Genomic DNA, 22,697 nt, shown 5'->3' with positions numbered 1-22,697 from the left:
ATGGATGCTAAACAGACGCGGCAGGGCGTTTTACTCGCTCTTGCCGCTTATTTTATTTGGGGTATCGCGCCGGCGTACTTCAAGCTTATCGCCTATGTCCCGGCGGACGAGATCCTCACTCACCGCGTCATCTGGTCGTTTTTCTTTATGATTGCGCTGATGAGCATCAGCCGTCAGTGGTCAGGCGTCAAAACGCTACTGAAAACCCCGAAGAAGGTCTTCCTGCTTGCCCTCTCTGCGGTGCTGATTGGCGGAAACTGGCTGCTGTTTATCTGGGCGGTGAATAACCATCACATGCTCGAAGCCAGCCTGGGCTACTTCATTAACCCGCTGGTGAACATCGTGCTGGGGATGATTTTCCTCGGCGAACGTTTCCGCCGGATGCAGTGGGTGGCGGTGATTCTGGCCCTCTGCGGCGTGCTGGTACAGCTGTGGACCTTCGGTTCACTGCCGGTTATCGCCCTGGGGCTGGCGTTCAGCTTTGCCTTCTACGGCCTGGTGCGTAAAAAAATCGCCGTGGAAGCGCAGACGGGAATGCTGTTTGAAACCCTGTGGCTGCTGCCTGTCGCGGCGATCTACCTGTTCGGTATTGCCGACAGCGCCACCAGCCACATGGGCAGTAACCCATGGTCGCTGAACCTGATGCTGATGGCCGCGGGCGTGGTCACGACGATACCCCTGCTGTGCTTCACCGGCGCGGCAACGCGTCTGCGTCTCTCGACGCTTGGCTTCTTCCAGTACATCGGCCCGACGCTGATGTTCCTGCTGGCGGTGGTGTTTTACGGCGAGGTGCCGGGTGCGGATAAGATGGTGACGTTTGCCTTTATCTGGGTGGCGCTGGCGATTTTCGTTGCGGATGCAATTTATACCCAGCGCAGGACTCGCAGAGGAATTTAGGTGCTTTGTAGGGCGGGTAAGCGCAGCGCCACCCGCCTGATTTTTACAACCAGTTCTTCCGCTTGAAGTACAGGTACGGCGCCAGCCCGGCGAGGATCATAAAGATAATCGCCCCCGGGTAGCCAAAGCTCCACTTCAGCTCCGGCATAAACTCAAAGTTCATCCCGTAGCTGGATGCCACCAGCGTCGGCGGCAGGAACACCACGGAAACCACCGAGAAGATCTTGATGATGCGGTTCTGCTCGATGTTGATAAAGCCCATTGCCGCCTGCATCAGGAAGTTGACCTTCTGGAACAGGGATTCGTTGTGCGGTAGCAGGGATTCAATATCGCGTAAGATCTCACGCGCCTGCTCCAGCTGACCGCCCGGCAGACGCGCCTTGCGAACCAGGAAGTTCAGCGCGCGCTGGGTATCCATCAGACACAAACGCACCTTCCAGCCGATATCTTCCAGCTCTGCAAGCGTGGACAACGCTTCGTCGTACTCATCGCCCTGATGGCCTTCCATGATCACGCGGCTCAGCTTTTCCAGGTCGCTGTAGATGTTTTCGATTTCATCCGCCAGCTGTTCGATTTTGGTTTCGAACAGATCCAGCAGCAGCTCATAGGCGTTACCGTCCATCATCGCCTGGCTGCGGGCGCGCATGCGGTAGAGACGAAACGCAGGCAGTTCGCGCTCGCGCAGGGTGAACAGGCGGCCATCGCGGATGGTAAACGCCACGGTGGAGTTCCCCGCGTGGTCTTCGGCATCTTCGAAGAAGAAAAAGGAGTGAATGTGCAGGCCGTCTTCGTCTTCAAAAAAACGGGCGGATGCTTCGATGTCTTCCAGTTCCGGGCGTGTCGCCAGGCTTTGCCCCAGTTCAGATTGTACGCGAAGGCGCTCATCGTCGTCCGGCTCGACCAGATCCACCCATACGGCATCAATGAGGGGCTGTGACTCTTCGGCTTCAAGCCGAGTCAGTCGGTTATTTTCGAGTTGAAATGCGCTCAACATGACCGGGACTCCCAATGCAAAAAATATCGGACAGTTCGGTGGGCACACAGAAACAAATTGGGTTTCAGACCATTAAACAGCCTGACTCAGCGCGACGGGAATGATGCAGTCGCTGACAACCACTAAGGCCATCAGCAAGAGGAGATAGCCTTAGGAGTTGTTCCTGGATGACAGGGAATTGAGCCAGTATCTACTGGGTGTGTCCAAGGCGAATGTCCTCTTAGCGTAATCGTGCGCGCATGTTACGCCAGCAATAACTGTGGCGTCAACACGCAACGGAACGCTGAAGGGCATTAATTGACCTTCAACGTATAAGGCTAGCAGATTATTACAAAATAGTGATATTTTTCTGAAAGTTACACACTTTCCAGCTTGGCATAGGCTGCCACCAGCCATTTGATCCCCTGCCCCTGGAACGCTACCTGCAAACGGCTGTGCTCGCCGCTGCCTTCCAGATTGACGATGGTGCCTTCGCCAAACTTCGAGTGGCGCACGCGCTGGCCCAGCTTGTAACCGGTATCGGTTTCAGAGATTGGCGAGCCCATACGCTGATGACTGACCGGACGGCTGATGCTGGCGCGCAGGCGCACCTCTTCCACACACTCTTCCGGCAGTTCGCCGATAAAGCGCGACGGACGGTGATACACTTCTTTCCCGTACAGGCGGCGGGTTTCCGCGTAGGTCAGGGTCAGTTTCTGCATCGCACGGGTCACACCCACGTAGGCCAGACGACGCTCCTCTTCCAGACGCCCGCCTTCATCCAGCGACATCTGGCTCGGGAACATCCCCTCTTCCATCCCGACGATGAACACCTGCGGGAACTCCAGACCTTTCGCGGAGTGCAGGGTCATCAGCTGAACCGCATCCTGCCAGGTATCGGCCTGCCCTTCACCCGCCTCCAGCGCGGCGTGAGAGAGGAATGCCTGCAACGGCATCAGGTCTTCGTCTTCTTCGTTGTAGCTGAACTGGCGCGTTGCCGTCACCAGCTCCTCTAAGTTCTCAATACGGGTCTGGCCCTTCTCGCCTTTTTCCTGCTCGTACATGGTGCGCAGGCCGGAATCTTTGATCACCCGGTCGGTCTGGACGTGCAGCGGCATGTCGGCCGTTTCCTGCGCCAGTGCGTCGATTAATTCCAGAAAGCGTTGCAGTGCGCTGGCGGCGCGCCCGGCGAGGGCTTTTTCCTGTAACAACTCGCGGCATGCCTGCCACAACGTGAGCTGACGATCGCGCGAGGCCTGACGCACCACGTCCAGCGTACGATCGCCGATGCCACGCGTCGGCGTGTTCACCACGCGCTCAAACGCCGCATCGTCGTTACGGTTGGCAATCAGACGCAAATACGAGAGCGCATCTTTGATCTCCTGACGTTCGAAGAAGCGCATACCGCCATAAATGCGGTACGGCATGCTCACCTGTAACAGCGCCTCTTCCAGCACGCGCGACTGGGCGTTGCTGCGATAGAGAATGGCACACTGCTCCAGCGCACCGCCGTTCTCCTGCCAGGTTTTAATGCGGTTCACCACGAAGCGGGCTTCGTCGAGCTCGTTGAAGGCGCAGTAAATCGAAATCGGTTCGCCGTCGACGCCATCGGTCCACAGCTTTTTACCCAGTCGCCCGTTGTTGTTCTCAATCAGGGCGTTGGCCGCGCTCAGTATGTTGCTGGTAGAACGGTAGTTCTGCTCCAGACGGATGGTTTGCGCGCCGGGGAAATCGTTGAGAAAGCGCTGGATGTTCTCCACCTGCGCGCCGCGCCAGCCGTAGATAGACTGGTCGTCATCGCCCACGATCATCACCTTGCCGGTATCCCCGGCCAGCAGGCGGATCCACGCGTACTGAATGTTGTTGGTATCCTGGAATTCGTCCACCAGAATGTTGGTGAAGCGTTCACGGTAGTGTTGCAGGATATGTGGTTTGTTGAGCCACAGCTCGTGGGCGCGCAGCAGCAGTTCGGCGAAATCCACCAGACCGGCGCGATCGCACGCTTCCTGATAGGCCTTGTAGACGTTCTGCCAGGTCTGCTCAACCGGGTTACCGAAGCTTTGAATGTGGTGCGGACGCAGCCCTTCGTCTTTCTGACCGTTGATGTACCACATCGCCTGACGCGGCGGCCACTGCTTCTCGTCGAGGTTCATCGCCTTGATCAGACGTTTCAGCAAGCGCAGCTGGTCTTCGCTGTCGAGGATCTGGAAATCCTGCGGCAGGTTAGCGTCCATATGGTGCGCGCGCAGCAGACGGTGCGCCAGGCCGTGGAAGGTGCCAACCCACATGCCGCCCTGGCTGGTGCCCATTAGCTGTGCGATACGGTGGCGCATCTCCGCCGCCGCCTTGTTGGTGAACGTCACGGCCATAATCGAGTACGGCGAGCAGTTCTCCACGCTCTGTAGCCAGGCGATACGGTGAACCAGTACGCGCGTCTTACCACTGCCCGCTCCAGCCAGTACCAGCAGGTTTGTACGCGAGGCGGCAACCGCGTCACGCTGTTTGTCATTAAGGCTGTCGAGCAGGTAAGAAACGTCCATTGGCACCGTCACGTCATGTCGGGCGGGCAAATGTTTCCATTCGCCAAAACCCTGTTAATTTATACAGAACAATTGATGATTATATCAGCGTCGTGAGGGATGCCAACCGTGAAATTTCCACGTGCGGCAGAAGACGGCTATCCGGGGTAGTCATCAGATCGGCATTTTCCGGCTTGATCCAGCAGGCCTGCATGCCGCAGCGGATCGCCCCGGCGACGTCCGTGGTCAGGTCGTCGCCCACGTGCAGGATCTCACCGAGCGGCAAATCCAGTTTTTCCGCCGCCAGATGATACATATCGTTGAACGGCTTCGAGCGTCCGTGCGGGCCCGCGCGCAGCACGAACTGAAAATAGTTCCCCAGACCAAACAGTTCAGGCTGAGCGTTGCCGTTGGTGATGGCGACCAGCGGCCACTTTTCGGCGAGCTTCGCCAGCGTGTCGTGGGTCTCCTGCGGCACGTCGATTCGGCTGCGCCATTTGGCGAAGTTTTCCATGGCCGCTTCAGCACCCATGGCCGCGTCCTGCGCGCTCAGGCCGGCATTGAGCATCGCCTGCTCAACCGCACGGCGGCGCCATTCGGTCACGTCATGGTAAATTTCCGGCTCGGTTTCCCGCAGGGACTGACGCAGCTTCTGGAACTCTTTGTTCTGGATCGCTTTCAGCGCAGGATGGTAGTTTTGCACAAACGCCAGCGACTCCTGCTCGGTACGCAGGATCACTGGGCGGTTATCGTAAAGGGTGTCATCAAGATCAAACGTCAGGGCTGAGATCTGACCGAGTGGGCGGTAAAAACGCATTATTTCCCCCGTTTGGCGCGTGGATGCGCCGCGTCATACACCGAGGCAAGGTGTTGGAAGTCTAAGTGGGTATAGATTTGGGTGGTCGACAGATTCGCGTGACCAAGCAGCTCCTGTACGCCGCGCAGGTCGCCGCTTGATTCCAGCATGTGCGTCGCAAAAGAGTGGCGCAGCTTATGCGGGTGAACGTGGCTGTTCAGCCCCTGCTTAATGCCCCACTCCGCAAAGCGCTTCTGCACGTTACGCGCCGAGATCCGCTTGCCGAGCTTCGACAGGAACAGCGCATCCTCTTCCGCGCCAAACAGACCGCGCAGATCCAGCCAGTGCTCAATCCAGGAGACCGCATTGCGGCCGATCGGCAGGCGGCGCTCTTTGCTGCCTTTGCCCATCACCCACACTTCGCCAGATTCCAGATCGAGGTGCTTTAAGTCGAGGTTCACCAGCTCAGAGAGACGCAGGCCCGCGCCGTACATCACCTCCAGCATCGCGCGGTCGCGCACGGCCAGCGGATCGTTGAGATCGATATCCAGCAGGCGGTTTACGTCGTCGACGTCGATATTTTTCGGCAGATGACGCGGGGCCTTTGGCGTGGCGATCCCTTTTGCCGGGTTGGCTTTCAGACCGCCCTGGCTGACCAGCCAGTCGAAGAAACTGCGCAGGGCAGAGAGCCGGAGCGCCAGGCTCGCCGGGCTTAAGTTTTTTTTACGGCTACGCACAACGAAGCCGCGAACCGTGGCGGCGTCACATTGTTGCCAGCTTTTCAGGCCGATTTCATCGGCAATCTGCATGATGGCATCAAGCTGACGCTGATAGTTGAGCAGCGTAATAGGGCTAAGCTGGCGCTCAACGCCCAGATAGCGCAGAAAACGGGTGACGTCAGTGGCGAGCAGTCCGTCCGTCATACGCGCTCAATCCAGCGCTCCAGCAGCTCAGGCAGCATCAGGGCGATCTCCTGCAACAGTTGCGTGCCCTGCCCCTGTTCATAATGATGCGCGTCGCGGCTGGTAAATAACATCACACCCAGGTCACCATCGCGCCCCATCAGCGACATCGCCACCGAGCCGATAGCTTTGGCTTCCGGTAGCACCACCAGCAGTTCTGGCCCGTTAAGCGGCCCCAGATAGTGGTGCTCATGGCCCAGACGCTGAATGCGCAGCGGTTCAAACGCCTGACGGCTCAGCGCCAGATGGGTAAACCCGGACGGCGCGCCAATGCGCCAGCGGTCGGGAAAGAGACGGATCGTCGCGCCTGCCAGCCCCAGCTCGCGCGCCCAGCGGTGGAAGCGGTTGAGGAACTCTTCGAGACTGTGCGCGGAAGCCAGACGCGCCTGAAGGTGCAGAAGACGATAGAACAGGCTTTCGTTATTGCTGGCCTGCTCCATCAGCAGCGTCATGTTCTCTTCGAGCTGATTGATGTGGTTGCGCGAGCGCGCCATGTGCCATTCAACCAGCGACACGGTCTCGCGAACCGGATGCGGTACGCGCATCCTTTCGACGACGCGTGCATTGCGGATAAAAAACTCAGGATTGTGCAGCAGGTAATCCACAACAGCGCTGTCATCCAGCTCCGTTACAGGTTCCCGCAGTTCTTCCCCTGGTTGCTTCATAGATGGATAAACCCGTCATAAACATGTGTCGCCGGGCCAGTCATGTACAGTGGATGACCCGCTCCTTTCCAGGCGATATCGAGACGCCCGCCCGGTAATTCCACGCGAACCTCTTCCGCCAGTAACCCCTGCGAGATACCGACGGCCACCGCCGCACAGGCACCGCTTCCGCAGGCCTGGGTTTCGCCCGCGCCGCGCTCGTAAACCCGCAGGCGAATGTGTTCACGCTTCACCACCTGCATGAAACCGATGTTCGCCCGCTCCGGGAAGCGCTCGTGGCTTTCCAGCACCGGGCCGAGCGTTTCAACCGCCGCGGTTTGCACATCATCTACCTGAATCACGCAGTGCGGGTTACCCATCGAGACGACGCCGCACAATACTGTCTGCTCGGCGGCACGCATAATATAGGTCTTTTCCGCTTTGTTGGCGCGAAACGGCACGGCAGCGGGTTCGAAGTTCGGCTCGCCCATGTTCACGCGCACCAGTTCGTCGTCGGTGACGCTGAGCACCATCCGGCCATTGGCGGTGCTGACGCGGATATCGCGCTTGTTGGTCAGCCCTTTCAGCCGAACAAAGCGGGCAAAACAGCGTGCGCCATTGCCGCACTGGGAAACTTCGCTGCCGTCGGCGTTAAAAATGCGATAGTGGAAGTCCAGGTCAGGATCGTAAGGCGGCTCCACCACCAGCAGCTGGTCAAAACCCACGCCCACGTGCCGATCCGCCAGACGACGGATCAGTTCCGGGGAGAAAAAGACATTCTGCGTTACCGCGTCGACGACCATAAAGTCGTTGCCAAGGCCATGCATTTTAGAGAACTGCATCATTTGCTCCATTGCGCGGGTACAGAACGTAATCGTCAGAGATTGACCTGAGTCGGGCCGCCGTTATTGCCGCGATCGTTGGTATCCGGCGTAGATGACTCGATACCACTTTGCACCGGTTTCGTCGGCGGTGGTGCGTTTTTATCCTCTGGCGGGAAGTACAGTGGTCCCTTCAGTCCACAGCCGGTCAGGCTAAACAGAGTGACAAGAACGGCAAGCGTTCGAAAGACGTTTTTCATGTAGAGGTTGCCCGTAAGTTCAAATCTGTTTCTATCATCGCAGGAGAAGACACAAAAGCAAGAGTTTGCCGCTTTCCTGCAACGGGAATTATTTAGCGTTATACTGCCGCCATCACGAAAAACAGGAATAAAACCATGAACGACAGTGAATTTCATCGCCTTGCCGATACCCTGTGGATGACCATCGAAGAGCGTATCGACGAGTGGGACGGCGACAGCGATATCGATTGTGAAATCAACGGCGGGATCCTGACCTTAAGCTTCGAAAACGGCAGCAAGATTATTATTAACCGTCAGGAGCCGCTTCACCAGGTGTGGCTGGCGGCGAAACAGGGCGGTTATCACTTTGATCTGAAAGGTGACGAGTGGATCTGCGACCGCAGCGGCGAAACGTTCTGGGATCTGCTGGAGCAGGCGGCGACCGCGCAGGCGGGTGAGAACGTGAGTTTCAGGTAGTTTTGTTGCCCGGTGGCGGCTACGCCTTACCGGGCCTACAACGGCTCGAACCATAGTCCGGGTAAGCGTGAGCGCCAACCGCAACAGCAGCTCGGACCGTAGGCCGGGTAAGCGTTAGCGCCACCCGGCAACAGCAGCTCGGACCGTAGGCCGGGTAAGCGTTAGCGCCACCCGGCAACAGCAGCTCAGACCGTAGGCCGGGTAAGCGTTAGCACCACCCGGCAACAGCGGCTCAGACCGTAGGCCGGGTAAGCGTTAGCGCCAACCGGCGAAAAGGTTCAGGAGAAATACTGCTGCAACAGCGGCGCAGTTTCCTGGTTAGCGGGCGCCGCAGGGGTAATCGCCTGCGTACGGAACGGGATCACCTGCGCTCGTCCATCCACATTCACAATCTGGTAGAACTGCGGCAGGTTGAAGTTGATAAAGCTTGAGCCGTAGGTAAAGCGATCGTGCGAGGATGAATAGAACCGGCTGACGTCGCGCACCAGCTCCTCTTTGCTGCCTTCACAGTGGTGATACACCTCGGCACGGTTGGTTTCATCCAGAATGTAGATATTAAACCCGGCGTTATCGCCCGACTCCTCGAAGAAGAACTGAATAATCCCTTCACTCGCAAAGCCATCCACCACCTGCGGCAGCTTAACGTGGTTGGTTTCCACCTGAACCGACAGGCCATGCAGTTTGTTGTGTGAAATCGCGCCGTAGAATTCAATGGCGTTCTCCAGCTTCTGCACCGACACGTTCAGGCGCTCAAAGAACAGCCCCCAGGTCTGGCCGGAGACGCGCAGCGCTTTAAAGCGTCCGGTTTCATTCCGGGTGCTGGAAAGACGCAATTCGATGCACTCAGACACCAGCTGCTGCACGCGGGTACGAATCAGGCCGCGAAGGTGCTGGCTGTAGCAGAACACCTCCACGCTGTCCGGCGGCGCGGCGTCCTGGTGCATCTTGCCGAGGATCGTTTTCAGCGCCTCGATCATCGCCTGCTCGCCGTTAAAGTGCAGGGTACGCACTTCGTTCCACGAGTTGCGGTACAGCAGATCCACGCTGCCCACCAGGCAGTTTTGCTGCTCACCGAAGCTAAAGACGTCCAGCTTACGGAAGTCAAAGTGAACCACCTGATTGCGGAAGGCCGCCGTCGGGTCGTATTCCAGGTTGACGATGATCGCCAGATGGCGAATCTCACACGGGCTGTAGAGCGCTTTTGGCGTCGGCGCAGGCAGACGCAGTGGGAAGTGGTGCGAGACATCCGCCACCATCTCCTGCAATTTGGCTAAATCGACCACCTCGTTGCCCTTGATAAACAACCGGGTGCGTGAGGTGAGAAGGCCGTTAAACCAGGCCCAGGCCACCAGCTTGTTAAGGTAGCGGTTATACTCCAGCGGCTGATGGCTGATGATCGAATCCATGCTTGGCGCACGGTTGTACAGATACCACCCGGTGCGGTTTGCGCGGCCCGGCGGCACGTAGATAAAGGTCAGATTCGGTTCAGACAGGTCAGGCGAAATCTGTGGGTTCACCAGCGTTACCTTGCCCGGCAACGCTTCAAACGCGGCGTACAGTTTACGGGTCAGCACCCCGATATCCTGTGGGCTGGCAGAAACGCTAAGGTTGTTACGGCGGGCAAAGCGGATCAGGTTGCGGTAGCTCTGCATCATCGCATCAAGCAGCTCGTTGTGCGCCTCGCGCACCTGATCGATTTTCCAGTTGGCGCGGTTGTCGAGCATGGCGAGACGCGCTTCGTCCCATCCCCACTCTTTGACTAACTGGCTGACCACTTCGCGGCGCCAGCCAACGCAGGCGCGCTCGCGGCTCAGTTTTTCACAGACTTTGAGATAGAAACATCGACGCACCAGGTCAAGACGCGTAGCGTCATCAATGGCCGTCAGGTATTCGGTGACGCGTTCCAGCATCATGCAGTAGGCATCAAGCCCGTAGGAGACGATCTCCCCGTCGTGCAGACGCTGCTTAATATCTTTCGCCAGCAGACGCGGGGTGGGGTATTCCCAGGAGTAGGCTTCCAGCAGCAGGGTTTTCAGCACCGCTTTGTACGGTGAATCAATGCTCTTATAGAGCTGCCAGAGGCTTGCACCAAAGTACTCTTCGGCGGACAGGGAGCTCAGACCGCCCAGATCCAGCCACTCGTTTGGCGTCAGTACGCCCTGCGAGTAAAGCGACATGACGTAGTCGTCATAATTCTCTTCTTCATCGCACGGCACCATATTCCACAGAATACGTTTTCCGGCCAGGCGAACCGCAGTACGGTAAAACTCATCCAGCAACAGAATGTGCTGAGTCGAGCCGCAGTCTTCACCACCCAGACTGCCGCTTTCGTTATGGCGGAAACGGTTTTCATCAATCAGGAAGAAGCTCACTTCCACGCCGAGCGACGCCGCCCAGCTCTCCAGCAGACTGCATTTACGCTGCAACAGCTGGCGCTCTTCATTGTCGAGCCAGGACTGATGGCAGACCCAGATATCCAGGTCAGAAGAACAACTTTGCCCAACCGATGACGTGCTGCCCATGGAGTAAACCCCGGTAATCGGCAGCTCGCCTTTCGGCGAAACCTGCGGCGGCATACCACGGTAAAGCTCAAGTTCAGTCAGATAGTGCTGTTGGGTTTCATCAGGCGTGAAGAGGCAAATGCCCTGGGGAACGTTACCATCGAGGTAACCCGGCATTAGCGGATGGTGATAGTGCAACAATGTCGGCAGTAGACTGTATACCTGCTGGAAAGCAGGGCCCATGGCAGCAAGCGCGCGATCCACACGCAATTGATTGATGGCATCCAGTCTCTGTTTCAGAGTCTCAATATAGAGGTACAAGACGTATCGCCTGATGTTTCCGGGTGTCGCACGCCAGTCAAAACAGAACAAGCAGCGGACCCGCAGTATTTCAAAAAATAACCGTTACCCTTTTTCGCCTTGTTCTTTTCTGGTGGTACAGACGAAAAAATGGTCTAAAACGTGATCAATTTAACACCTTGCCGGTTGACCGTAAAGAAAGATGCGCTACATACAAGTGTAGCACCGTTCTGTACGTGTAAATTCCTGAATACGGCGGTGGCTGACGCGAACGCCGCCCTGTCCCTCTCACTCTTCATCAACCGTAAAACTGCCATCCGAGTGTCAACAATGTTAGGATGGTTAGCGATTGATAATGACGGTAACAAGCATGTTAGACAATGTTTTGAGAATTGCCACACGCCAAAGTCCTCTTGCGCTCTGGCAGGCACATTATGTTAAGCAGCGCCTGGAAGCCTGCCACACCGGATTACGCGTTGAGCTGGTGCCAATGGTCACGCGTGGCGATGTCATTCTTGATACGCCGCTGGCCAAAGTGGGCGGAAAGGGTCTGTTTGTCAAAGAGCTGGAACTGGCATTGCTTGAGAACCGCGCCGATATCGCCGTGCATTCGATGAAGGATGTGCCCGTTGAGTTCCCGGAAGGGCTGGGGCTGGTGACCATCTGCGAGCGCGAGGATCCGCGCGATGCGTTTGTCTCTAATCGCTATGACTCGCTTGATGCGTTGCCGGCAGGCAGCGTGGTCGGCACGTCAAGTTTACGCCGCCAGTGTCAGCTGGCTGAACGTCGCCCGGATCTGGTGATTCGCTCGCTGCGCGGGAACGTCGGCACACGCCTTGGCAAGCTGGATAACGGCGACTACGATGCCATTATTCTTGCGGTTGCGGGCCTGAAACGCCTGGGGCTGGAAGAACGTATTCGCGTGGCGTTGCCGCCGGAGCTGTCGCTGCCCGCCGTCGGCCAGGGTGCCGTCGGCATTGAGTGTCGTCTGGATGATGCGCGTACTCAGGCACTGCTCGCGCCGCTGAATCATGACGATACCGCCGTTCGCGTAAAAGCCGAGCGCGCGATGAACACTCGCCTCGAAGGAGGCTGTCAGGTGCCAATTGGCAGCTATGCTGAATTAACTGACGGTGAGCTGTGGCTGCGTGCGTTGGTTGGCGCGCCGGACGGCTCGCAGATGGTTCGCGGTGAACGTCGCGGCAAGCCGCAGGATGCCGAGGCGCTTGGCGTATCGCTGGCGGAAGAGCTGCTGAATAACGGCGCGCGTGAAATTCTGGCTGAGGTCTATAACGGAGAGCCCCCTGCATGAGCATACTTGTCACCCGCCCTTCTCCAGCAGGAGAGCAGTTAGTGAGCCGTCTGCGCGCACTGGGGCAGGTGGCCTGGAGTTTTCCGTTGATTGAATTCTCCCCCGGTCGCGAGCTGCCTACGCTCGCTGACCAGATGCGTGCCTTGCAGGAAGGTGATCTGCTCTTTGCGCTATCGCAGCATGCCGTGGAATTTGCCCATGCGCAGCTGCAACAGGAGGGCGTTAACTGGCCCCACGCACCCCGCTATTTCGCCATCGGGCGCACCACGGCGCTGGCCTTACATACCGCGAGCGGAATCGATGTTCGTTACCCGTTAGATCGGGAAATCAGCGAAGTCTTGCTACAATTACCTGAATTACAAACTATTGCCGGAAAGCGTGCGCTCATTTTGCGCGGCAACGGTGGTCGCGAACTGCTGGGCGAAACGCTGCGCGAACGCGGCGCAGACGTGAAGTTTGTGGAGTGCTATCAGCGCTGTGCGAAACACTATGATGGCGCGGAAGAAGCCATGCGCTGGCACGCGCGCGGCATTAATACGCTGGTGGTTACCAGCGGTGAAATGTTACAACAGCTTTGGTCGCTGATTCCGCTTTGGTATCGCGAAAACTGGTTACTCCGCTGTCGGCTTCTGGTCGTCAGCGAGCGTCTGGCGAACCACGCCCGGGAACTGGGCTGGCAGGATATTCGGATCGCTGATAACGCCGACAACGATGCGCTGCTGCGCGCATTACAATAACTCTCAAATGGGAAGCCATAATGACGGAACACGAAAAATCCTCCGCCGTGGTTGAAGAGACCAGGGAGACTGTGGACACCACGTCACAGCCAGAGACGACAGACAAAACCGTTGAGAAGAAAAACGGCAGCAATAAAACCAGCCTCACGCTGAGCGTGATTGCCATCGCGATTGCGCTGGCCGCAGGCGTGGGTCTCTACGGACTGGTGAAGAAACAAGGCACCAACCAGACGGCCACCAGCGACGCGCTGGTTAACCAAATCACCGCCCTACAGAAAGCGCAGGAGACGCAAAAAGCTGAGCTGGAAGGCGTGATCAAACAGCAGGCTGCCGCCCTCGCCGACGCGAACAGCAAACGTGAAGAGTTGACCAAACAGCTGAGCGAAGTGCAGGAGAAAGTCGCCACGATTTCGGGAACCGATGCCAAAACCTGGCTGCTCTCACAGGCCGATTTTCTGGTGAAGCTGGCCGGGCGCAAGCTCTGGAGCGATCAGGATGTCACCACCGCCGCCGCGCTGCTGAAAAGCGCCGACGCAAGCCTGGCCGATATGAACGATCCGAGCCTCATCAACGCACGCCGCGCTATTACGGAAGATATCGCCAGCCTGTCTGCGGTTTCTCAGGTCGACTATGACGGTATCATCCTTAAGGTAAATCAGCTCTCCAACCAGATTGATAACCTTCAGCTGGCCGATAACAACGACGATGACTCCCCGATGGATTCTGACGGCACCGAGCTGTCCAGCTCCCTGAGCGAATGGCGTATCAACCTGCAAAAGAGCTGGCAGAACTTTATGGACAGCTTTATTACCATTCGCCGCCGCGATGAAACTGCCGTGCCGCTGCTGGCACCGAACCAGGATGTCTATCTGCGCGAAAACATTCGCTCCCGCCTGCTGGTGGCTGCTCAGGCCGTACCGCGTCACCAGGAAGAGACCTACAAACAGGCGCTGGATAACGTTTCAACGTGGGTACGTGCTTACTACGATACCAATGACGCAACCACGACCGCGTTCCTGGAGGATATCGACAAGCTGAGCCAGCAAAACATCACCATGAACGTGCCGGACAAGCTGGAAAGCCAGCCGATTCTGGAGAAGATCATGCAGACGCGCGTGCGTAACCTGCTGGCCCAGCCGGGCGTTCCGGCAGAGCGCCCGGCTGAAGCACCTGCCGCCGCGCCAGCGCCTGAAAGCGCGCCGCAAGGAGAGTGATGATGCTAAAAGTCTTCTTACTCTTCATCCTGCTGATCGCCGGAATTGTACTGGGGCCGATGCTCGCGGGTCACCAGGGTTACGTATTGATCCAGACCGATAACTACAACGTCGAAACCAGCGTGACAGGGCTGGTGATCATCCTGATCCTGGGTGTGGTCGTCCTGCTGGCAGTGGAATGGATCCTGCGTCGGATTTTCCGTACCGGGGTTCACACGCGCGGCTGGTTCGTTGGCCGTAAGCGCCGTCGCGCCCGTAAGCAGACCGAGCAAGCGTTGCTGAAGCTGGCCGAAGGCGACTATCAGCAGGTTGAAAAGCTGATGTCGAAAAATGCCGACCATGCAGAACAGCCGGTTGTTAACTATCTGCTGGCCGCTGAGGCGGCGCAACAGCGAGGCGATGAGGCCCGCGCCAATCAGCATCTTGAACGCGCATCTGAGCTCTCAACTAAGGATCCGATTCCGGTTGAGATCACCCGCGTTCGTCTGCAACTGGCGCGCAATGAAAACCATGCCGCACGTCACGGCGTTGACCGTCTGCTGGAAATCACCCCTCGTCATCCGGAAGTGCTGCGTCTTGCGGAGCAGGCATACATTCGGACCGGTGCCTGGGGTTCGCTGCTGGACATTATCCCTTCCATGGCGAAAGCCGACGTGGGCGATGATGAACATCGTGATGAACTTCAGCGTCTGGCCTGGATTGGCCTGATGGATCAGGCGCGCGCCGATCTTGGCAGCGACGGCCTGAAAACCTGGTGGAAAAACCAGAGCCGCAAAACGCGCCAGCAGGTTCCCCTTCAGGTGGCGATGGCAGAACATCTGATTGAGTGTGACGACCATGACACCGCGCAGGAGATCCTTCTCGACGGTCTCAAGCGACAGTATGATGACCGCCTGGTGATGGTCATCCCGCGTCTGAAAACCAACAATCCGGAACAAATAGAAAAAGCATTGCGCCAGCAGATCAAAACCGTGGGCGATCGTCCGCTGCTGTGGAGTACGCTGGGCCAGTCTTTGATGAAACACGGCGAGTGGCAGGAGGCGAGTCTCGCCTTCCGCGCAGCGCTGAAGCAACGCCCGGACGCATTTGATTACGCCTGGCTTGCTGATTCGCTGGACAAGCAGCACAAGCCGGAAGAGGCCGCAGCCATGCGGCGTGATGGGCTTCTGCTTACGCTACACAATAACGGAACGCAGCAGTAATTATCCAGGAGGCCAGATGGCCTCCTTTTTTGTACCCATAAAAAAACGCCTGCTATAAAAGCAGGCGTTAAAACAGGTCTGTAAGACAACATATTTGGTGCTTCACTCAACGTTATGTCCATGGTGTTTGATGAGGCCGAAGCGACATCTGTCAGTGGACGATAAGCACCGTAAACGGCTCTGCGTCATTCCTGAGTTTATGAGGCCGTAGGGCGAACATAAGAGATGGAATGAGCATCTACACGCATATTATTGCATGTAATGTGCCAGGTTTACACGCATAACTTTTACATCGCGCAACATTTTAAGATAAAAGGAAATTATGTTGTTAAGAGACGCCTTACGCCATACAAAATCGCGCTAAGGGCGGCAATCTGTCGTCACCAGGAGACAGGTTAAGAGAGAAAATAATAAATTCTTTATTATTAAAGGCTTATATGTCGCTGAATCGCGACAAGGATATAGAGTGTTGTCGGGGAATGGCTACAGGATGAAAAAGCGCAGAAAACAAAAAACCCCGCCGAAGCGGGGTTCAAAATTGGTCGGCGAGAGAGGATTCGAACCTCCGACCCACTGGTCCCAAACCAGTTGCGCTACCAAGCTGCGCTACTCGCCGATGTACTGCTTTTTTGAATTTTTAGTTCAACTCATTAAAAGTCGTGGTGCGAGGGGGGGGACTTGAACCCCCACGTCCGTAAGAACACTAACACCTGAAGCTAGCGCGTCTACCAATTCCGCCACCTTCGCAATTCACAACTCTTTCAATAATGGGGTGGCTAATGGGATTCGAACCCACGACAACTGGAATCACAATCCAGGGCTCTACCAACTGAGCTATAGCCACCACTGTATTCTTTCACGCGGTTCTGACTACTTCTCAGACCACCGCAGCTCTAGCGCCGGGACTAAAATGGCGCGCCCGACAGGATTCGAACCTGAGACCTCTGCCTCCGGAGGGCAGCGCTCTATCCAGCTGAGCTACGGGCGCTTAGCGCCGTTGCGGGGCTGGATATTACGTACCTCCGACCCCGCTGTCTAGTGCTTTTTTGAAAAAAATGCGCGTTTGGTTATGGTTTGCACATTTTGCCGCTTATTCCTCCACTTTATGGGCGGAGCCACGGCGACCCAGGCCAAAAAGTTTATATGCAGCTGTGACGGCAGCCAGGAAGATCATCCCGACAAACAGCGACATGCGGGTATCTTCATTAAAGTACATTCCAATTAATACGCAAATCAGGAACGCCATCGTCAAATAGTTCGCATACGGGAACAGAATGGAACGGAATGGATGGCTGGCGATCGCTTCTTTGTGCGCCTGTCGGAAACGCAGCTGGCTAATCAAAATGACAAACCACGGTACCATCCCCGGCAGCACGCTGGCGCTATAAACATAAACAAACACGCGCTGCGGATTCGGGATGATGTAGTTCAGGCAAGAGCCAATCAGCAGAATCACAATCGACACCGCTACGCCCGCCACCGGTACACCCACGCGGGAGACTTTACCCATCACCGCAGGCAGCTGTTTGTTTTGCGAGAGCGCGTAAAGCATACGCCCACAGCTGTACATTCCGCTGTTACAGCCGGAGAGCGCCGCCGTCAGCACCACAAAGTTGATAATGGCGGCTGCCGCCGTGATGCCAATCTTAGCGAAGGTTAAGACAAACGGGCTGCCGGTGGTGCCGATCTCGTTCCATGGGAAAATGGTCACGATAACGAAGATCGCGCCCACATAGAAAATCAGGATACGCCACAGCACCTTGCCTACCGCGCTACGCAGCGTGACCTGTGGGTTTTTCGCCTCACCAGCGGTAATGCCGATCAGCTCAACGCCCTGATAGGAGGCGACAACGATACAGAGTGCCGTCAGAAAGCCCTTCCAGCCGCCCGCAAAGAAGCCGCCGTGCCCGGTCAGGTTACCAAAACCGATAGCGTGCCCGCCGTTACCGAAGCCAAAGAAGATGACCCCAAGGCCAACGACAATCATCACGATGATGGTGGTGACTTTGATCATCGCAAACCAGAACTCGATTTCGCCGTAAAGACGAACGGCGGCAAGGTTCGCCAGCGCCACCAGCCCTACGGCAATAAGCGCGGGTATCCACTGGGCCATCTCCGGGAACCAGAACTGCACGTAGACCCCGATGGCGGTGATCTCCGAAATCCCCACGGCCATCCACATAAACCAGTACGACCAGGCCGTGAGATAACCAAAGAACGGGCTCATATACCGGTGGGCGTAAACGGCGAAAGAGCCCGTCACCGGCTCCAGAAACAGCATTTCGCCCATTGAGCGCATGATGAAGAAGACGAACAGTCCGGCAATAATATACGCCAGCAGGACGGAAGGCCCCGCCCACTTCAGCGTGCTTGCCGAGCCCATAAACAGGCCAACGCCGATAGTCCCGCCCAGCGCGATCAGTTCAATATGTCGAGCTTCCAGCCCACGCTGAAGCTCCGGTTTTTTCTCTGCCATAATTCCTCGGTTGTGTTTGCTGTTTCCCGACTTGTTGCCGGGTATTGTTTTGAGGGGTACTGAAATACGGAGCGAATGGTTTCTTAAATTCTGGCAAATGGCAAACAATGCATTAAAAAAATGAATGCATTGCACATAAACTCAGCAGTTTTGCGGGGGGCGTTGCAGCGCGAACAGCAGATCGCGCTGCATATTGATTACATTTTCCCGGTGTAGTGCCAGGCGAGGTAGCGCAGAAGGCGAATCTGTCGTTTTATACGCGTCGGTTGGGAGAGCAGGCGGTAGAGCCACTCCAGCCCCAGATTTTGCCAGACTTTGGGCGCACGCTTAACGTGGCCGGTAAAGACGTCGTAGGTGCCGCCAACGCCCATATAAAGCGCATCCGGGCTGACCAGACGGCAATCGCGCATCAGTATTTCCTGGCGCGGCGACCCCATAGCGACAGTGACAATTTTCGCCCCGCTGTCGCGCACGCGCTCATATAACGCCTGGCGATCTTCCGGCCTGAAATAGCCATCCTGGCTGCCCACTATGTTAACATTCCACTGGCTACGCAGCTTTTGTTCGGTCTGCGCCAGCACCTCTGGCTTGCCGCCGATCAAAAATACCGGCGTGCCTTCAGCGCCTGCGCGCTCCATAAGCCGCTCCCAAAGGTCAGCACCCGCCACGCGAGACACATTAGCGTCTGGAAACTTTTTACGAATTGAACGCACCACGCTAATACCGTCTGCGTATTTAAACTCCGCGGCTTCAATCAGGCTTTTCACTTCCGCATTATCTTCAACCGCCAGCATTTTTTCTGCGTTGATGGCCACCAGCGTGCCCGACTTCATCTGCCCGTCCGCGAACAGAAAATCCAGCGCGTGCTGCATGTCACGCCAGCCAATCAGCTGTAGCCCGCGCAGCGCATAACGCGGGGCTGAAGTTGTATCCGTCATGATAATCCCTACTCAGACTTGCGACAGCGTTGTGCTGCCCTGTGGCTCACGTCTGTGCACAAGCCCTGCACTGTCAAACAACCAGTACAGCAGTTTTGCCAGCAGCAGACAGAGTCCGAAAACGACCATAAAGAACACCACGCGTGAGACGAATGAATCCAGCCCCTCGCGCGCCAGAACGATCATATTGAAAATGGCACCGAAACAGAAACTGTGCAAAACAGCGGCTTTGTAGCGGTTGGTCTCTTCGTTACCCAGCGTATATAGCCAGTCGAACCATTTTATTATCAGCCCTACCGCGATCGCGCCAGGCAGGATAAACCACGTTCCGCCCATCACTACCAGCGAGCCAATCAGGGTTGGGGAAATCGCCAGACCCGAATGGTTGTTCAGCACTTCCCAGGTGAAGTAGTTCGCCGTGTTCAGGACAATGCCGGGACGATCGGGCCACAGCCACGTCGGTATAAAGACATAGAAATCGCGAACAATCGGCGCCAGCCCCTGGAATTCGATCTTGTCGTAGTTTTGCAGCAGTAATGCCAGGTTTTCCCACGGCGAGAAGGTGTCGCGCGTCAGATACAGGAAGGTGTAAAACGCTTCGTCGCCGGCCACGTTCAGCCCGTAGCGCTTCAGCGCCAGCCAGAACATCCCCACAATGCCAAAGACGCCTGCCGCCGCCAGCATCCACAGCGAGATCCAGCCGCGAATAATGCCGATAAACAGGAAAATCGCGAAGGCGATAATGATGTTGGCGCGGGTGCCGCCGACGATCATGTAGGTCAGAATGCCAAATGCGACGGTGCTGACCAGGAAGAACAGCCAGGCTTTGCTGTCCTGACGCAGGAAAAAGACCACCAGCATCGCCGGGATAAAGAAATAGAAGAAACGCTTGAGCGCGACGCCGGAGACTTCGGCGGAGAAAATCTGGCTATAGGACTGCAACTTAAACAGTAAAAAGCCGTTATGCATGAAGAAAATCGCCACGCTGACGAGGGCGATAGTCATCAGCATAACCCACGTCAGATGGGTTTCTACCCGGTTCATGGTAAACAGCGGACGACGGGGGGTGGTGTCTTTTGCCGCGCGCAGGCGCGTTTTATAAGTGACGTAGTACACCGCATAGAAGCAGGTCGCAGAGAGCAGCGCCTGCAACAAGATTTCCGGCGGCGCGACGCCAACATCAAAGCGGAACACGAGGATGCTGGTCAGCGGGAAGCCAAAGAAAAAGGTCAGCAAAAACAGCAGCGAGAAGAATACGTTGAAGTTAAAACGTACCCGCCGGAATTCAAACCAGGTGAGCGTGGCGATAAACAGCGTGCTCAGCAGCCAGACCACCAGCAAGCCGCTAAACTGCAACTGGCTCATGCGTTGTCTCCTGAAGCAATACGCAGCGCGCGGTGCCACGGCGTGAGGTAGTTCGGGCTGAAAAAGTCGATGCTATTTTTATCCACCAGCGTGAGCTGACGCTGCGCTTCCCGTACCACCTCGACATTAAGCGTGTCAGAGGTAAACAGCACCGGAATATGCTGCTCGGCCATGTCCTGCCAGAACGGGTTTTCGCGGTTGAGCACGCAGGGTACGCCCGCCTGAATCAGCAGACACAGCGTGCCAATCCCCTGCTGACGGGCAAAGATGAAATAGCCCAGATCGCATTTTCGCAGCAGCGCGAGATAGTCATCAAATTCCAGCTTATCGCTGAGAATGTGCAGGTTTTCCGCGCTAAACAGCGCAAGCCCCTGCTGGCGAACTTCATCGATGTAGGCGTCGTTATTGGCGGGATAGCCCATCGGCACCACCACGTTCACCGTGTCGCCAAACTGCTGATGCACCGCCCTCAGCGCCGCGACATGCTCGTTACTGCGATCGCCGGAATTCCCCACCAGGATGGTCAGCTTGCCCTCTCGAACCGTGTCATTCGCCATGGTGTTCAGCGCCGGATCCATACGGGTCGGGAAATAGAGCAGCTCCCCGCGAACCTTCGGGTGCTGTTTAGCAAAATAGTTGAGATCGCCTCGGGTAGCAAAAACGCAGCCCACGCGCGCCTGCGCCAGACGACGCAGCGGATAGAAAAGTCGGAACTTCCAGCCACGGGAGACTTCGTAGAGATCCGCTCCCCAGATATGCCAGCTGAACTGAGAAGGTTTGATCCCGCCGCTTAACAGCGCCAGCCACAGTCCGGTATTGAACTGTCCATGGAAGAAGAAACGTTGGCTTCGATCCGCTTTGGCTTTAGCAACCACGGCCTTCGTCAGCGCCGCTTTGTCTGGCCAGAAGGTGATATGCAATGCCGGACACGCCGCGCTCAGGCCGCTGTCGCGTCCAACGACCATAAACTCACGCGCATCGGGCGTGCCGGATGCCAGTTCATCGTTGAAGAACCGCAGAACGGTCTGGTTATGATGCGGGATATCCGATCCCAGTATGTGTATCAGTGCAGTCATGCGCGTTTACGCCAAAGTAAAAATACGCCGCAACAGGCAGCGAAATAAACGATATAAGTTGCCATATAGGCCTGCGCCGCCCCCAGCGCACCGTGGGTGGGGATCAGCCAGTGAGAAAATGCCGTTAGCAGCGCAAACTGGCCGATCTCTGCCAGGATATACAACCGCAGCGAAGCCTTCGCAATCACCAGATAGCCGAAAACGTATGCCCCCACTTTCAGCACATCGCCGACCAGTTGCCAGGCAAACAGATCGCGCATGGCGGTAAACTTCGCTGAAAACAGCAGCCAGATGGCGAAATCACGCAGTAACCAGACGGTAAAGCTGGCGATCGCAACGGCCGGCAACACGAAACGCAGGGCGCGAAAAATCTCGCGGGTAATATCCTGCCTGGACGTCAGGCGCGATAAGGTTGGCAGCAAATAGACGCTAAAGGAAGCCGTAATAAATTGGAGGTAAGCATCTGAAATGCTGCTCACGCCCTGCCAGATCCCCACTTCATCCCAGCTGTAATGCGCTGCCAGCAGGTTTCGCATCATCACGTAAGCCACGGGAAGCGTTACCGAAGTGATGAGCGCCATCAGGGTAAACTTTCCTAGCTGCCCCGCCAGCATCTTGTCCCACTGCGGTTTCAGGTAACTCAGCGGGACATTGCCTCTGCGCATCAGCATAAACGCTGCCGGAATGACAACGAGCGCAGGCACCAGCGCCAGCCCCAGCAGCGCGCCTTCATAGCCGCCCAGTCGATAGCAAAAGTAGTAGGCGATAACGCCGATGATGCTGCCGAGGATCAGCGCCAGCGCATTCCCGGCGGCATCACGGAAGCCTTTCATCAGCGCCAGCAGCAGGTTCGCCCAGGCGATGCCCATCTGAACGAACGCCACCAGGCGCACCAGTCCCTGATAGTGCGTGTGTCCGAACAGTCCCTGACTAACAGGTGCCGCCGCCAGCAAAAAGACGATGGCCAGCAACGTAGAGAAGCCCAGCACCATAGCAGAGGAGGTGCCCACCACCGTGCAAAGCTTTTCGGCATCGTCATGATGCTGCGCGACGTATTTGGTGACGCCATTGAATATCCCGGCACCTGCCAGCACGCCAAGCACCGTGACCAGCTGGCGGAAGTTCCCTGCCAGCCCAACGCCTGACGGACCAAATGAGACGGCCAGCAGCTTGACGACCAGTAACCCGGCGCCAATTTTTACTAGCGTGGACGCTGCCGTCCACACCGACGCTTTTGCCAGAGACATA

At 56.8% G+C, this 22,697-nt stretch carries 20 protein-coding genes and 4 tRNA genes; 6 read left to right on the top strand and 18 right to left on the bottom strand.

The genetic code is table 11. From position 1 onward, the window contains the following. Complete coding sequence (gene rarD, locus CKK19_RS07805) at positions 1 to 897, top strand: EamA family transporter RarD (protein ID WP_023299047.1); 897 nt, start codon at positions 1 to 3, stop codon at positions 895 to 897. Positions 898 to 940: 43 nt separating this feature from the next. On the opposite strand, the gene corA is transcribed toward rarD, so the two are convergent. The 8 genes from corA to lptM form a co-directional block, all read right to left on the bottom strand. Further along, positions 941 to 1,891, bottom strand: a complete 951-nt coding sequence (gene corA, locus CKK19_RS07800; protein ID WP_003860807.1) for a magnesium/cobalt transporter CorA — start codon at positions 1,889 to 1,891, stop codon at positions 941 to 943. Positions 1,892 to 2,041: 150 nt separating this feature from the next. Then, the gene (gene ysgD, locus CKK19_RS07795; RefSeq protein ID WP_212743980.1) at positions 2,042 to 2,098 is read right to left on the bottom strand and encodes a YsgD/CorL family protein; all 57 of its coding nucleotides are present in this window, start codon (positions 2,096 to 2,098) and stop codon (positions 2,042 to 2,044) included. 149 nt (positions 2,099 to 2,247) lie between these two features. Next, entirely contained in the window at positions 2,248 to 4,410 is a 2,163-nt protein-coding gene (gene uvrD, locus CKK19_RS07790; protein WP_017383586.1) for a DNA helicase II, read from the bottom strand. Between the two features lie 79 nt (positions 4,411 to 4,489). Beyond that, the gene (gene yigB / locus CKK19_RS07785) at positions 4,490 to 5,206 is read right to left on the bottom strand and encodes a 5-amino-6-(5-phospho-D-ribitylamino)uracil phosphatase YigB (RefSeq protein WP_022646664.1); all 717 of its coding nucleotides are present in this window, start codon (positions 5,204 to 5,206) and stop codon (positions 4,490 to 4,492) included. Beyond that, positions 5,206 to 6,108, bottom strand: a complete 903-nt coding sequence (xerC, locus tag CKK19_RS07780) for a tyrosine recombinase XerC (protein ID WP_022646663.1) — start codon at positions 6,106 to 6,108, stop codon at positions 5,206 to 5,208. The genes yigB and xerC overlap by 1 nt, the downstream gene beginning before the upstream one ends. Next, positions 6,105 to 6,812 (bottom strand): DUF484 domain-containing protein, encoded by a 708-nt coding sequence (locus tag CKK19_RS07775; RefSeq protein ID WP_023295731.1) that lies wholly within the window; start codon positions 6,810 to 6,812, stop codon positions 6,105 to 6,107. The genes xerC and CKK19_RS07775 overlap by 4 nt, the downstream gene beginning before the upstream one ends. Then, on the bottom strand, positions 6,809 to 7,633 hold the full coding sequence (dapF, locus tag CKK19_RS07770) for a diaminopimelate epimerase (protein WP_023299045.1): 825 nt from the start codon (positions 7,631 to 7,633) through the stop codon (positions 6,809 to 6,811). The genes CKK19_RS07775 and dapF overlap by 4 nt, the downstream gene beginning before the upstream one ends. Positions 7,634 to 7,668: 35 nt before the next feature. Continuing rightward, the gene (gene lptM / locus CKK19_RS07765) at positions 7,669 to 7,872 is read right to left on the bottom strand and encodes an LPS translocon maturation chaperone LptM (protein ID WP_006812373.1); all 204 of its coding nucleotides are present in this window, start codon (positions 7,870 to 7,872) and stop codon (positions 7,669 to 7,671) included. Positions 7,873 to 8,007: 135 nt separating this feature from the next. Here lptM and cyaY point away from each other — a divergent pair, with 135 nt between their 5' ends. After that, complete coding sequence (gene cyaY, locus CKK19_RS07760; protein WP_032626549.1) at positions 8,008 to 8,328, top strand: iron donor protein CyaY; 321 nt, start codon at positions 8,008 to 8,010, stop codon at positions 8,326 to 8,328. A 278-nt stretch (positions 8,329 to 8,606) separates the two neighbouring features. On the opposite strand, the gene cyaA is transcribed toward cyaY, so the two are convergent. Further along, the gene (cyaA, locus tag CKK19_RS07755) at positions 8,607 to 11,150 is read right to left on the bottom strand and encodes a class I adenylate cyclase (RefSeq protein WP_023299043.1); all 2,544 of its coding nucleotides are present in this window, start codon (positions 11,148 to 11,150) and stop codon (positions 8,607 to 8,609) included. A 349-nt stretch (positions 11,151 to 11,499) separates the two neighbouring features. On the opposite strand from cyaA, the gene hemC reads away from it, so the two are divergent. The 4 genes from hemC to hemY are packed head-to-tail and all read left to right on the top strand — an operon-like array spanning position 11,500 to position 15,594. Next, positions 11,500 to 12,441 (top strand): hydroxymethylbilane synthase, encoded by a 942-nt coding sequence (gene hemC, locus CKK19_RS07750; RefSeq protein ID WP_023305227.1) that lies wholly within the window; start codon positions 11,500 to 11,502, stop codon positions 12,439 to 12,441. Further along, on the top strand, positions 12,438 to 13,178 hold the full coding sequence (gene hemD, locus CKK19_RS07745) for a uroporphyrinogen-III synthase (protein ID WP_063853765.1): 741 nt from the start codon (positions 12,438 to 12,440) through the stop codon (positions 13,176 to 13,178). The genes hemC and hemD overlap by 4 nt, the downstream gene beginning before the upstream one ends. Positions 13,179 to 13,198: 20 nt before the next feature. Beyond that, on the top strand, positions 13,199 to 14,392 hold the full coding sequence (hemX, locus tag CKK19_RS07740) for a uroporphyrinogen-III C-methyltransferase (RefSeq protein ID WP_022646657.1): 1,194 nt from the start codon (positions 13,199 to 13,201) through the stop codon (positions 14,390 to 14,392). A gap of 2 nt (positions 14,393 to 14,394) precedes the next feature. Beyond that, on the top strand, positions 14,395 to 15,594 hold the full coding sequence (hemY, locus tag CKK19_RS07735) for a protoheme IX biogenesis protein HemY (protein WP_032622057.1): 1,200 nt from the start codon (positions 14,395 to 14,397) through the stop codon (positions 15,592 to 15,594). Positions 15,595 to 16,133: 539 nt separating this feature from the next. Here hemY and CKK19_RS07730 read toward each other — a convergent pair. The 9 genes from CKK19_RS07730 to wzxE all read right to left on the bottom strand — a co-directional run bounded on the left by CKK19_RS07730 (position 16,134) and on the right by wzxE (position 22,696). Beyond that, positions 16,134 to 16,210: transfer RNA gene (locus tag CKK19_RS07730), tRNA-Pro, on the bottom strand. Between the two features lie 44 nt (positions 16,211 to 16,254). Then, positions 16,255 to 16,341: transfer RNA gene (locus CKK19_RS07725), tRNA-Leu, on the bottom strand. Between the two features lie 21 nt (positions 16,342 to 16,362). After that, positions 16,363 to 16,438, bottom strand: a tRNA-His gene (locus CKK19_RS07720). Between the two features lie 67 nt (positions 16,439 to 16,505). Beyond that, positions 16,506 to 16,582: transfer RNA gene (locus tag CKK19_RS07715), tRNA-Arg, on the bottom strand. 102 nt (positions 16,583 to 16,684) lie between these two features. Next, positions 16,685 to 18,070, bottom strand: a complete 1,386-nt coding sequence (gene thrP, locus CKK19_RS07710) for a bifunctional threonine/serine APC transporter ThrP (protein WP_023305225.1) — start codon at positions 18,068 to 18,070, stop codon at positions 16,685 to 16,687. Positions 18,071 to 18,267: 197 nt separating this feature from the next. Continuing rightward, entirely contained in the window at positions 18,268 to 19,008 is a 741-nt protein-coding gene (wecG, locus tag CKK19_RS07705) for a lipopolysaccharide N-acetylmannosaminouronosyltransferase (RefSeq protein WP_015570015.1), read from the bottom strand. Positions 19,009 to 19,020: 12 nt separating this feature from the next. Next, positions 19,021 to 20,373 (bottom strand): ECA oligosaccharide polymerase, encoded by a 1,353-nt coding sequence (wzyE, locus tag CKK19_RS07700; RefSeq protein ID WP_017693948.1) that lies wholly within the window; start codon positions 20,371 to 20,373, stop codon positions 19,021 to 19,023. Further along, the gene (locus CKK19_RS07695; protein ID WP_038415039.1) at positions 20,370 to 21,449 is read right to left on the bottom strand and encodes a TDP-N-acetylfucosamine:lipid II N-acetylfucosaminyltransferase; all 1,080 of its coding nucleotides are present in this window, start codon (positions 21,447 to 21,449) and stop codon (positions 20,370 to 20,372) included. The genes wzyE and CKK19_RS07695 overlap by 4 nt, the downstream gene beginning before the upstream one ends. Next, the gene (gene wzxE / locus CKK19_RS07690; RefSeq protein WP_063853767.1) at positions 21,446 to 22,696 is read right to left on the bottom strand and encodes a lipid III flippase WzxE; all 1,251 of its coding nucleotides are present in this window, start codon (positions 22,694 to 22,696) and stop codon (positions 21,446 to 21,448) included. Before wzxE ends, CKK19_RS07695 begins: the two co-directional genes overlap by 4 nt. Position 22,697 lies beyond the last annotated feature (1 nt).

It is taken from the genome of Enterobacter sp. CCUG 70166 (assembly GCF_020224095.1).
Classification (GTDB): Bacteria; Pseudomonadota; Gammaproteobacteria; order Enterobacterales; family Enterobacteriaceae; genus Enterobacter; species Enterobacter intestinihominis.
This window is presented reverse-complemented; position numbering and strand designations above follow the sequence as displayed.